Source organism: Limosilactobacillus difficilis, assembly GCF_947387495.1.
Taxonomy (GTDB): domain Bacteria; phylum Bacillota; class Bacilli; order Lactobacillales; family Lactobacillaceae; genus Limosilactobacillus; species Limosilactobacillus difficilis.
Map to the genome: position 1 here is coordinate 45,627 of NZ_CANDNU010000009.1, position 11,951 is coordinate 57,577.

At 50.1% G+C, this 11,951-nt stretch carries 11 protein-coding genes and 1 tRNA gene; all 12 read left to right on the top strand.

The window, feature by feature from the left end; all coding sequences use genetic code 11:
• The first annotated feature begins 30 nt into the window (after positions 1-30).
• The 12 genes from QOR82_RS03115 to QOR82_RS03170 all read left to right on the top strand — a co-directional run bounded on the left by QOR82_RS03115 (position 31) and on the right by QOR82_RS03170 (position 11,823).
• Positions 31-1,437: an MFS transporter gene (locus QOR82_RS03115; RefSeq protein WP_283583312.1), complete on the top strand. Its 1,407-nt coding sequence runs from the start codon at positions 31-33 to the stop codon at positions 1,435-1,437.
• 62 nt (positions 1,438-1,499) lie between these two features.
• Entirely contained in the window at positions 1,500-2,063 is a 564-nt protein-coding gene (locus tag QOR82_RS03120; protein ID WP_283583313.1) for a TIGR01440 family protein, read from the top strand.
• Between the two features lie 209 nt (positions 2,064-2,272).
• The gene (locus QOR82_RS03125; protein WP_283583314.1) at positions 2,273-3,925 is read left to right on the top strand and encodes an aspartate-alanine antiporter-like transporter; all 1,653 of its coding nucleotides are present in this window, start codon (positions 2,273-2,275) and stop codon (positions 3,923-3,925) included.
• 18 nt (positions 3,926-3,943) lie between these two features.
• Positions 3,944-4,660 carry an aspartate/glutamate racemase family protein gene (locus QOR82_RS03130; protein WP_283583315.1) on the top strand — a complete coding sequence of 239 codons (717 nt, stop codon included), beginning with the start codon at positions 3,944-3,946 and terminating at the stop codon, positions 4,658-4,660.
• Between the two features lie 124 nt (positions 4,661-4,784).
• Positions 4,785-5,486, top strand: coding sequence for a GntR family transcriptional regulator (locus QOR82_RS03135; RefSeq protein ID WP_283583316.1), 702 nt, complete (start codon positions 4,785-4,787; stop codon positions 5,484-5,486).
• Between the two features lie 47 nt (positions 5,487-5,533).
• On the top strand, positions 5,534-6,370 hold the full coding sequence (gene nadE, locus QOR82_RS03140; protein WP_283583317.1) for an ammonia-dependent NAD(+) synthetase: 837 nt from the start codon (positions 5,534-5,536) through the stop codon (positions 6,368-6,370).
• A 105-nt stretch (positions 6,371-6,475) separates the two neighbouring features.
• A complete protein-coding gene (locus QOR82_RS03145) occupies positions 6,476-8,653 on the top strand; it encodes a Tex family protein (protein WP_283583318.1) in 2,178 nt (725 codons plus the stop codon).
• Entirely contained in the window at positions 8,646-9,110 is a 465-nt protein-coding gene (locus tag QOR82_RS03150) for a SprT family protein (RefSeq protein ID WP_283583319.1), read from the top strand. The genes QOR82_RS03145 and QOR82_RS03150 overlap by 8 nt, the downstream gene beginning before the upstream one ends.
• Before the next feature lie 49 nt (positions 9,111-9,159).
• Positions 9,160-9,246, top strand: a tRNA-Leu gene (locus tag QOR82_RS03155).
• A 133-nt stretch (positions 9,247-9,379) separates the two neighbouring features.
• Complete coding sequence (locus QOR82_RS03160) at positions 9,380-10,057, top strand: 2,3-bisphosphoglycerate-dependent phosphoglycerate mutase (protein ID WP_283583320.1); 678 nt, start codon at positions 9,380-9,382, stop codon at positions 10,055-10,057.
• Between the two features lie 23 nt (positions 10,058-10,080).
• Positions 10,081-10,953, top strand: coding sequence for an alpha/beta hydrolase (locus QOR82_RS03165; RefSeq protein ID WP_283583321.1), 873 nt, complete (start codon positions 10,081-10,083; stop codon positions 10,951-10,953).
• A 99-nt stretch (positions 10,954-11,052) separates the two neighbouring features.
• Positions 11,053-11,823 carry a deoxynucleoside kinase gene (locus QOR82_RS03170; protein WP_283583322.1) on the top strand — a complete coding sequence of 257 codons (771 nt, stop codon included), beginning with the start codon at positions 11,053-11,055 and terminating at the stop codon, positions 11,821-11,823.
• The last annotated feature ends 128 nt before the right edge of the window (positions 11,824-11,951 follow it).

Here is an 11,951-nt window from a genome sequence, read left to right on the forward strand (position 1 = left end):
GCCTTTTTCTGTTCATAGAAAGGAGCAAGTATGCAAAACAGCCAAACAACGCCCAGCAGGGCCTACATTGCCATTTTTTCGATGGCAATGATGACCTTCTTGGGAATTTTGAACGAGACATCGGTAAACGTGACCTATCCCATTTTATCGCGAGAATTTAACACTTCCTTGGATGTTACTCAGTGGATTACTGCCGGCTACCTGTTGACGGTCACGATTGTGATGGGGACGACCGCGTACCTGTTGCGGCAATTCCCGGCCCGCCGCATCCATTTAGTTTGCGTGATTATTTTTATTGCGGGTGACGTTACCTGCGCTTTAGCTCCCAACTTCGGCGTTCTCTTGGCTGGACGGCTGATCCAGGCAGTGGCGACTGGTTTAGCGACACCAACGATGTTTTTCTTGATCCTCAAATTCATTCCACGCCAGCGATTAGCGACGATGACTGGGATTGGGGGAATGGTAATTTCCTTTGCCCCGGCTTTGGGACCAACTTATGGGGGCGCGATCGTTGCCAACTGGTCGTGGCGCATGATTTTTTGGCTGCTACTACCTTTTGCCATTATTAGTTTGATCGGCGGCCAGCTGACAATCCAAAACGTGCCAGCAGGCAATCAGAAGAGCTTCAGCTGGGGGAGCCTGCTGACCCTGGCAGTGGCGTTATTTGCGGTTATCGATGCGGTAGCGACGATGGGGCGCCAGGGCTTTAGCAAGACTTTTTGGCTTTTGCTGGCGGGAGCCATCGTCTTTTTTGCCTGTTTTTGCTACATCAATCGCCACGGATCAGCACAATTATTTGACACCGCGGTTTTCCACTTGCCGACAATTCGCTTGGCGGCGATATGTTACTTTGCCTTGCAGTTTATTAATATCGGCATTTCGCTGGTGATCCCCGTTTATTCACAGTACACTCTCCACGTTTCCTCATTCGTGGCTGGGGTGATCTTGCTGCCGGGCTCGATCCTGGGGGCTTTGGTTTCGCCGCTAGCTGGCCGACTTGCTGACCACCGCGGCTTCGCCCTCCCCGTGGTTCTTGGTGCCTGTCTACTGGTGATCGGGGCGAGTTGTTTTGCCTTTGCTCAGCAGAGTTTGACGCCATGGAAAATGATGTGGTTTTTCATGATCGAGCGGGTGGGGTTTAACAGTGCTTTTGCTAACACCCTCTCCAACTCCTCAACCTTGGTGGCGGATCACCAAGTAGCGGACGTCAACTCGATCTTTAACATGACCCAACAGTTTGCCGGTGCCCTTGGGGTTGGCTTGCTAACGGCTTTGATGGCAATCTTCCAGAATCAGGGTACGGGTTCACTGGCTACCCGGACTTACCAGGGTGGCCAGTTGGATTTTTGGCTGTTATACGGTCTAGCCGTCCTCACCTTAGTGCTTTTTATCGCCAATTACACCATTCAACGCATCGACGAGCTCAGAAAAGGCTGATGCTGTTAGCAGGCATCGGCATTGGTGTATACTAACAGTAAAAGACAACGGGGGAACACGAAATGACAGTGGAAATTGATGGGATTAAAAAAGAAGTGCAGACTGGCCTTAATGAGCTGCTTGAACAGGCTCATTTAAAGGTGGGCGATCTGGTGGTTTTGGGGCTGAGCACCAGCGAAGTGCAGGGCGGTTCGATCGGGAAGGACTCGAACCTGCAACTGGGGCGGGAAATCGTCAAAACCATTGTTGAAATTATTAGAGTTCACCACCTGCACTTAGCTGTCCAGGGATGTGAACACCTCAACCGGGCCCTGGTAGTCGAACGATCCGTGGCTGAACAGCACGGTTTTGAGATCGTAACTGTCTATCCGGCTCTACATGCTGGTGGTGCTGGTCAAATAGCGGCCTTTGAGCAATTCCACGATCCGGTGGAAGTTGAACATATTGTAGCCAAGGCTGGCATGGACATTGGGGACACCTCTATTGGGATGCACGTCAAGTTTGTCCAAATTCCAGTGCGGACGAGCATTAAAGAAGTGGGCCAGGCCCACACGACCTACTTGCGTTCGCGACCAAAACTGATCGGCGGTCAGCGGGCAAAGTATGAGTGGGATCCGATCGATTAAAAGTAGACCAATGCTTCGCTATCCTGGAAGGAAATTATGATTGCTAAAAAGGAAAGGCTGTCTTATGAGGCGAGAAATTAACCTTTGAAAGACAACCTTTTTAATTTTGCAAAATCTTAAAAGAAGACTAGACAGACTTGTTTAAAAAGCAGTTCAGCAAAGGTATAATTACTGTTGGTATTGCTATCTTTGTCAAATAGGGAGCTTTTATGTTACAGCAAGTTCAGCATTTTCTAGTCTCGGTTCCAATCTTTACACTTTTCCTATCGCTGGCGCTCGGTTTTGCCCTCGGTCGCGTTAAATTGTTGAAAGGCTTTAGCTTGGGGCCAACAGTAGGAACCCTAGTGGTGGCTTTGATCATTGGCCAAGTCGGCGTGTTCACCCGGAATGAAGAATTAGGGACCATTTTCTTTGGTGCCTTCATGTTTTCCGTGGGCTACAAAGTCGGCCCTTCCTTTTTCGTTAGTATGCGGCTCTTTGGCGGGCGGATGATCTTCACAGCCTTAATTTGGCTGTTTAATGCTTTTTGGGTGGCCTGGTTGACCTTTAAGCTCTTTCACATCGGCCCGGGGGTAGGTCCTGGGGCGATTGCCGGTTCCTTAACACAGTCTGCGACGGTGGCTAGTGCTCTGCAGACGATCGGGGCGTTGCCAGTCTCCCATGCGGTCAAGATGAGCTATGAAGCCCAATTGCCGGTAGCCTATGCCTTGACCTATGTCTTTGGGACCTTGGGTGTGATCATCCTTTTGCGGGACCTGGCACCTAAAATTTTGAAGATTGACTTACGCGAGCAGGGATCACGGATGGCACGCAAATATCATTTCCATGCGAAGAACCCGAACCCGACTTGGCGGCGGACTTACTTGGTACACGAAAATTCGCCAATTGTGAACCAAACCATCGGCAACTTTAATAAATTTTTTGATTCGCGGCTGGTTGCTTTGGCAGCTTTCCATGGCTACGATATGACGGATAAATTGGATTACAAGATTCGGCCAGGCGACCGAGTGACGATTATCGGTTATGCGATTCACTTCCATGAGTTAATCGGAATCGAAGGCCTTAAAGAAGTACTGACACCGACGAATGCTCCCCGGGAACGGAAATTTGTACTCGGACGGCATTTCCACCCTTATCAGCTGGCGACTTTGCGGCAACATGGGGTATTTGTCAACCTCCAGAACCCGATTACGGGCGCGGACCAGTTAATTAATCACCTCCAGCCTGGAGATGTGATTTCCTTAACGGGGAACACTTCTAAGACCGCACCAACCTTGCGAAAGATGGGGTGCTGGCACACTGCTGAATCGGCCATCAACTACTCCCTGTTTTGTATTGGCATCGCCGGTGCTTCGATGTTGGGGTTGATCGGTTTGAAAGTAAACGGCATTCCTTTACAACTGGGGAACGGGACGGCGGCTCTTTTGATGGGCCTTCTGACCAGTGCTTGGATTGATCGGCACCGTAATATCAACTCAATTCCGCCTGCAGTCACTGGCTTCCTTCAAAACTTTGGCTTAACAATTTTTGTTGGAATGGTCGGTTTGCAAAATGCGCGGGCCTTTACGAGTGCTATGCAAGCACTTGGCTGGCAGATTTTATTGGTTGGTGCGTTGATTTCTATTTTGCCGCACGTTATTACGATGTTATTTGGCCGTTACATTCTTCACATGGAGCCACTGGCTTTGATTGGGGCTCTCTGCGGTTCAGGGACGATTGCGGCGGCAATGAATGATGTTTCCCAGCGTGCTGGCCGGGAAGGTGGTGCTTACGTGGCATCTGCGTTTACACCAGCTTTTGTTGTTGGTAATATTGGGATAACGTTATTGGGCCCACTTTTTGTGGCCTTGTTATCGCACTAACTCAGAAAGGTGAAAAAAATGAAGAAGTTTTTTACAGTGCTCGGGGGAATGGGGACCTTGGCCACCGAGAGTTACGTTCGTTTGCTGGATCAGCGGACGCCAACTCAATCTGACCAGGATTACTTAGATTACATTGTCGTTAACCACGCGACAGTGCCGGACCGGACGGCCTGGATTCTTGATCACAGCAAGCCGAGTCCAGTGGAGCCCTTGCTCGAGGATGTCAAGCAACAAAGTTTGCTTCACCCCGAATTCTTTGTGTTAATCTGCAATACGGCCCATTATTCGTACAAGACCCTGCAAGCAGCAACCGAGATTCCGATCTTAAACATGCTTCAATCAACGGTTGACGCAATTAAGACGATCAAACCCGGTGCCAAGCGCGTCGGACTGCTGGGGACTTATGGGACCCTGGCTTCCGGGATTTATGATTCTTACATTACGAATGCCGGTTACACCGAGGTTAAGCCGAACGAAGAATTAAAAGAACTGACTGAAGACCTGATTTACCACGACATTAAGGAAAAGGGGCGTTCAGATGGCAAGAAATACCACGAGTTGATTCGGCGGATGACTGAGGAAATGAATTGTGACATCGTTATTTTAGGCTGCACCGAACTCTCTTTTGCTGAGGAAATGGACCCTGAGACGGAGTACCCGGTGGCCGATTCCCAGTCCATCATCGTTGACCGCTCACTTGAATTAGGCCTAAAAATGCAAAAGGGAAAAGCCTAATTGGGTCATCTGAGTGGCGGTCTAAAATAATAGATTAAACAAGATTGGTCTAAACCCGAAAGACGTGTGGTACAATGGGCTATAGCAAGTATTGGTTCTGTTAATAGCAAAAGAAGGGGTTAGCATGGGTTCACCGGTATACATTCAAATTCATAACGAACTGCGGAAGAGTATCGAAGACGGGAAATGGCAAGTTGGTAGCAAGATCCCGGCTGAACGGGAACTGGCGACTCAATTTGGTGTGAGCCGAATGACTCTGCGTCAAGCCATCCAAACGCTGGTTGACGAAGGGGTGCTGGAACGTCGCGTTGGTTCTGGAACCTTCGTGGCCAGCAGTAAGGTTCAGGAAAAAATGGCTGGCGTGACTTCCTTTACCGATTTGATGCAGGCAGCTGGTAAGAAGCCTTCCAGCAAGACAGTTTCTTACCACCTAACGATTCCATCTGAGAGTGAGATTGAAAAGCTGCAGTTAAAAGAGGGCCAGCAGGTCTTACGGATGGAGCGGGTGCGTTATGGTAATAACGTGCCATTATGCTATGAGATTGCTACGATTCCGGCCGACCTCATCAAAGACTTCTCAAAAGATGAAATTACGTCGAGCTTTTACCACACCCTTGAATCCAAGGCGGATCTGCACCCTGGCCACGCTACCCAGCAGGTTTCGGCAGCCAATGCTAACGAGCGAATTGCCGAATTGTTGAAGATTCGGCGGGGTGATGCCTTGTTGCGGATGACCCAAATCTCTTACTTGCAGGATGGCCGCCCCTTTGAATATGTCCATGCTCAGTACGTTGGCAATCGGTTTGAATTTGTCCTGGAAAAGTAATTCATTCGTCGAACGGACTGCTGACTGTGCGAAAAGGAGGCGCTTTGATGCGCGATTTACAAAAACAAATTATTAAAGAATTAGGTGCCCAACCGCAAATTGATCCCACTGCTGAAATTCAGCGGCGCGTGCAATTTATGAAAGATTATCTGTTGACGACGGGAATGAAAGGCTTAGTTCTCGGCATTTCTGGGGGGCAAGACTCCTCCCTGGCAGGACGATTGGCTGAGATGGCAGTCACTTCCCTGCGTCAAGAACGAGAGGATGCGGCTTACCAATTTATAGCAGTGCGGCTGCCTTATGGCGAACAGGCCGATGAGGATGACGCGATGTTTGCGATTAACCAATTTATTCATCCTGACCAGGTGGCACGGGTGAACATCAAACCAGCCACAGACGCGATGGTAGAGGCCGTTGAAAAGAACGGCTTGAAGGTGAGTGACTTCAATAAGGGCAACGTGAAGGCCCGGCAACGGATGATTGCTCAGTATACGATTGCTGGTGCCGCACACGGTGCCGTTGTGGGTACCGATCACGCGGCCGAGGCCATCACGGGCTTTTACACGAAATTTGGTGACGGTGGAGCTGACCTGACCCCGTTGAGTGGTTTAGACAAGCGGCAGGGACGCCAATTGCTGGAAGCTCTGGATGCGCCGGCTCGACTTTATGAAAAAACACCGACGGCCGATCTGGAGGATGATCGTCCCGCTTTGCCTGATGAGGAAGCGCTCGGTGTCAAATATAAGCAAATTGACGATTACCTGGAGGGGCAGGAAGTCAACGAGCAGGCTGCCAAAACCATTGAAAACTGGTATCTGAAGACTCGTCACAAGCGGCATCTGCCGGTGACCCCTTGGGATAAATGGTGGCGCGCCTCAAAATAGCTTTGTGGCGCTTGCCAAGAGCGTAACATAAATGGCGTCGAACATTCGGTGCAGCCGAACGCTCGGCGCCTCTTTGTGTTCAATTATGATGAAGGAGGAAATACTGTGGAGGAGAATGCTATCAACCTAGTCGCCAAACGGCTGCCTACGCTTAAACGGGGACAAATTAAAGCAGCGCTCGACTTGTTGGACGCCGGGAACACGATTCCCTTTATTGCCCGTTACCGAAAAGAGGCGACGGGGGCATTAGATGAAGTCAAGCTGCAATCAATTGCTACAACGGCCCATCAAGTTGAGGAATTGACGGAGCGAAAGCAAACGGTTTTAAAGGCCATCCGTGACCAGGGAAAACTAAGTGATCAGTCGGAGCAAAAAATTCGGCAGGCTGAAGATCTGGCGACAGTTGAGGATCTCTACTTGCCATACAAGCAGAAACGGCGGACCAAAGCCCAGCTTGCCCGCGAACAAGGGCTCGCTCCTTTAGCCAACTGGATTTTGACCTACCCGGCAGGGGACTTGAACCAGCATGCCGCCCAATTTTTGAATGATGATATTGCTGATCCAGCAGCGGCTCTGGCGGGAGCCCACGAAATTTTAGCCGAAGCCATTAGTGAAATGGTTACGGTGCGGGGATGGCTGCGCAGTTACAGTAAAGACCATGGCCGGCTGGTGACGACTGTTAAGAAAAAAGGAAAAGAAGCCGACGAAAACGGGGTTTACCAGCAGTACTATGATTTTAGCAGCAGCGTGAAGGATCTCGATTCCTACCAGGTGTTGGCAATTAACCGGGGTGAAAAGGAGAAAGTTCTGACCGTCAAATTGGTGGTTGACCAAGAAACAGTTATGAATTACCTCCACTTTCGACTGGTGGACCCCCATGAGGAAAGTCCGGCGGCCCAGTTCGTGGAAGATGCATACCGCGATGCTTATAAGCGTTTTTTGGGTCCAGCTATTGAACGTGAAATTCGCAAGGACTTGACCACCCAGGCTGACACTCAGGCGATCAAAGTTTTTGGCGAAAATCTTTACCATCTGCTGATGCAGGCCCCGATCAAGGGTAAGGTGGTGTTAGGTTTTGACCCCGCTTACCGGACCGGGTGTAAATTGGCCGTCCTAGATCCGCACGGCAAACTCTTGCACGTTGCGGTGATCTACCCGCATAAGCCAGCGCCTGAGAAACAGCGGGCGGCTGCCGCGGGTCAGCTAATCGACCTGATCAACAAGTACCAGGTGGAAATGATTGCGATTGGTAACGGCACCGCCAGCCGGGAATCGGCGGCTTTTGTTGCTGACGTCCTGAAGAAACTCGACCGTTCCTGCTACTACGTAATTGTCAACGAAGCCGGTGCGTCCGTTTATTCGGCGAGTCAGGAGGCGCGAGACGAATTCCCTGATTTGCCAGTGGAAAAACGAAGCGCCATTAGTATCGGTCGCCGTCTCCAGGATCCTTTGGCAGAACTGGTCAAGATCAATCCGCAGGCGATCGGTGTCGGCCAGTATCAGCACGACCTGCCCAATAAGGAACTACAAACGGAACTGGACGCCGTGGTTGAACGGGCGGTCAACCAGGTTGGTGTCAATTTGAATACCGCTAGTTACCAGCTGTTGGCCCACATTTCGGGCCTGAATGAAACGATTGCCCACAATATTGTCAAATATCGCGATGAAAACGGTGCTTATCTTAGTCGGCCGGACTTGAAGAAGGTGGCTCGTCTGGGACCGAAAGCTTATCAGCAGGCAGTTGGTTTCCTGAGAATTATCGGCGGGAAAAATCCGCTTGATAATACGGATATTCATCCGGAAAGCTACCCGGTTGCCGAAAAGATGCTTGAAAAGGCGCAGGTCGATCCGACAGCACTTGGCAGTGCATCAGCTAATCGGCAGCTGGCTAAGCTGAAAACAGCCGACTTTGTTACCGCCACGACGGGAGCGACAACCGTGCAGGATATTTACCAAGCCCTGCAAAAACCCGGTCGTGACTTGCGTGACATGATGCCCGCTCCATTGTTGCGGTCTGATGTGCTTACCCTGGCCGACCTCAAGCCGGGGATGAAGCTGCAAGGAACGGTTCGCAACGTCGTCGATTTCGGAGCCTTTGTTGATATTGGGGTGAAGCATGACGGCTTGGTCCACGTTTCCAAAATGTCACACAAATTCGTCGATAATCCCCGTAGTGTCGTAGCCGTCGGCGATATTGTGACTGTTTGGGTCGAAGCGGTGGACCAGGAGCGCAGCCGGATCCAATTGACGATGATCGATCCGCGGGATGGTCAGGATGACTGATCAAGAATTATTAGAACTGACCCGGCGGTTGTCATACCAGCGTTTTGGCCGACCTTTTCGCCACCAAATTTTCTTCAATTCCCGGCTTAAAACAACCGGTGGTCGTTATCATTTGTCTGATCACCACATCGACATCAATCCTTTGATGTTGACGGAACATGACATGGTGACCCTAGAAGGGGTAATTTTGCATGAGCTGTGTCACTATCATCTGCACCTGTTGGGCCGGGATTACCACCACCGAAGTCGTGACTTTCGTGAATTATTAAAAGCGGTCGGCGGATCGCGCTATGCGCCGCCATCTCCCCATCATCGCCATCATTCCCGCTCTTATCGTTGGGAATACCAGTGTCAGCGTTGCGGGGCCCGGCTATTACGACAACGGCGCTTTGATGTGCGGCGCTATGTCTGTCGCCATTGCGGGGGCCGTTTTCGCTTAATCAAACAACTTTTCTAAAAAAGAGTTGATCAATGAGAAATAATCTGCTAGAATATTTCTTGTTGATGCGGCAGTGGCGGAATTGGCAGACGCGCAAGATTAAGGATCTTGTGGTCGTTTTTAGACCGTGGAGGTTCAAATCCTCTTTGCCGCACTACTAAAAGACTGTGACAAGCATTTTGTCACGGTCTTTTCTTTTGTTATCAGCTAATTGCTTTCCACGAAATGATTGGCCCGCGAAGCCTTTTGCGCTATCATTAAGAGGCGAGAGTAAGGAGTGATTGATTTTGTCAACACTGGTCATTGTTCGTCATGGTCAAAGTGAGGCCAACCTAGCTAATCTGTTCACGGGCTGGACAGATGTTCCGCTGACAACGCACGGCGTTGCCCAGGGACACGCGGTGGGACGCGAGTTGGCCCGACGTCATCTGTCCTTCGACCACGTTCACACTTCATACATGAAGCGGGCAATCATTACTGCCGATATTGTTTTGGATGAGCTGGGGCAGGATTACCTGCCGATTTATAAAACCTGGCGCCTGAACGAGCGACACTATGGTGCCTTGGCAGGCCAAAACAAGGATGCGGTCAAGGCAAAATACGGTGCAGAGCAGTGGCATCGTTGGCGGCGAGGATTCACCGACGTTCCGCCGGCTTTGCAACACCGCCAGTGCGACCGGCGTTATGATCGTTTGGGGGTCCAGATGCCGCTCAGTGAAAGCCTACAGATGACTCAGCGCCGGCTCCTGCCTTATTGGGAGGACCAGATCGCACCGCGATTGTTGGATGGCAAGAACGAGTTGATCGTCGCCCACGGTAGCAGTTTGCGGGCGTTGATTAAGTATCTTGATCGAATTCCTGATGAGGACATCGACCAGGTCGAAGTGCCTAATGGCGAGCCCATCATTTACCAATTTGATGAACAACTGAACATTACTAAGAAAGAATTAATCCAAGTTAAATAATCTTCGTGAGGAGGACTTTGCTGATGCCAATCCATGAACTTCCTAACAACCCGACCTTTGCCAACCAAGTTCAGTTACTGGAAAACGTTACTTATGCCGCTGCCGATGGTGAACCACTGGGAATGGACCTCTTGGTTCCTTGGACAACGACGCTGAAGGCTGATCATGCCGAAAAGCGGCCGCTAATCGTTTTTGTTCAGGGAAGCAGCTGGACGACCCCTAACCTTGGAAGACAAATTCCTCAGTTAGTACCATTTGTCCAGGATGGTTATATTGTTGCTACCGTTCGTCACCGGAGCGCGGCGGAGGGACATCCCTTCCCAGCCTATCTTGAGGACGTCAAAACTGCGATTCGTTACCTGCGAGTTAACGCCAGTCAATATGATATTGATCCTCAGCGGGTCGCCATTTGGGGAACCTCATCTGGTGCCAATGCGGCCTTGCTAGTCGGGTTGACGCCTGACGATCCTCGCTACCGTTCAGACGTCTTCTTGAACGAAAGTGATCGGGTCAATGCAGTTGTAAGTTGTTTTGCACCGACTGACGTCAAGGACACCTTTGAGTACACCGCTAAGGTGCCAGGGTCGGATCTCTTGCAGTACTCTCTTTTTGGTACCGACAAGGACGAGTGGGATGCTAAGAAAAAAGCCATGAGCCCGCTCTACCAGGTCAAGAAAGACAAGGATTACCCGCCATTTATCTTGCTGCACGGGGATGCCGATAAGAAGGTGCCCTATGACGAAATGGAATCGATGTATAAGGCATTGCAGGACCAGGGCGTGGATGTCGAAGCATACCGGGTGAAGAACGCGGACCATGAGCGTGATTTTTGGAGTCCACGGGTATACTCGACGATTCACCGCTTCTTGGACCAAGTTGAAAAGCCAAGTCGTTAACCGCTAATTGATGATTAAGGACGAAACGAAGCCACCCGGCGTGGTTGGGTCATGCCGGGTGCTTTTTTCGCGCCAAAATGGGAAAGGATGATTATAATTTTGATTACGATGGCAGGAATGATTGGGGCTGGGAAATCGAGTATGACCAGCATTCTGGCTCGTCAGTTGGGAACTAAGGCTTATTTTGAACCGGTGGCTGATAACCCGGTGCTTCCGCTGTTCTATAAGGGCAACGAAATTGCGGCCAAAAAGCGGGCAGCGGGGGACAAGGACGCGACAAACCCCTATGCCTACTTGCTGCAAACCTTCTTTTTGAACCGGCGCTTTGCGATGATCAAGAAGGCCATGCGTGACGACAATAATATTTTGGACCGTTCGATCTACGAAGATGCTCTTTTTATGAAGATGAACACCGACATGGGCAACGCGACAAAGGTCGAATATGATATCTATCGTTCTTTGCTGAATAATATGCTGGAAGAACTGCCCTATGCTGCTCATAAGAAAGCCCCTGACCTGATGGTAATGATCGATGTTTCTTATGAGACGGTGATCAAGCGGATCAAGCGGCGGGGACGGAAATATGAACAGGTGAGTGCTGATCCTTCCCTGGAGGGTTACTACAAACGTCTCATTCGCTACTATGACGAATGGAAAACGGAATACCATGCTTCTCCACTATTGGTGATCAATGGTGATCGTTACGACTTTATGACGAGAATTGCGGATTGTCGCCACGTTTTGGATCAAATTTACCAGGAACTCCACCGGATCGGTTCTCTGACTGACGAACGCTTTAGTGAATTGGAAGCTAAGCTGCCGCTCCTTCAATTATCAGATTTGACAACCGATCAAAAAGAAAATCATTAGCAAACTGGTAACTACTATCTGCCGGCAATTTTATCGATAGTACAACAATAGGGGACTGTGACATAAGTCTCTAATAAAGAACGGAGTTGGATGAAATCTTCGGATTTCATTCAGCTCCGTTTTCCTTT

Bases quoted from the DNA above. Each gene is read 5' to 3' on its own strand.
- QOR82_RS03115 (WP_283583312.1), top strand. From the start codon at position 31: ATGCAAAACAGCCAAACAACGCCCAGCAGGGCCTACATTGCCATTTTT.
- QOR82_RS03120 (WP_283583313.1), top strand. From the start codon at position 1,500: ATGACAGTGGAAATTGATGGGATTAAAAAAGAAGTGCAGACTGGCCTT.
- QOR82_RS03125 (WP_283583314.1), top strand. From the start codon at position 2,273: ATGTTACAGCAAGTTCAGCATTTTCTAGTCTCGGTTCCAATCTTTACA.
- QOR82_RS03130 (WP_283583315.1), top strand. From the start codon at position 3,944: ATGAAGAAGTTTTTTACAGTGCTCGGGGGAATGGGGACCTTGGCCACC.
- QOR82_RS03135 (WP_283583316.1), top strand. From the start codon at position 4,785: ATGGGTTCACCGGTATACATTCAAATTCATAACGAACTGCGGAAGAGT.
- nadE (WP_283583317.1), top strand. From the start codon at position 5,534: ATGCGCGATTTACAAAAACAAATTATTAAAGAATTAGGTGCCCAACCG.
- QOR82_RS03150 (WP_283583319.1), top strand. From the start codon at position 8,646: ATGACTGATCAAGAATTATTAGAACTGACCCGGCGGTTGTCATACCAG.
- QOR82_RS03165 (WP_283583321.1), top strand. From the start codon at position 10,081: ATGCCAATCCATGAACTTCCTAACAACCCGACCTTTGCCAACCAAGTT.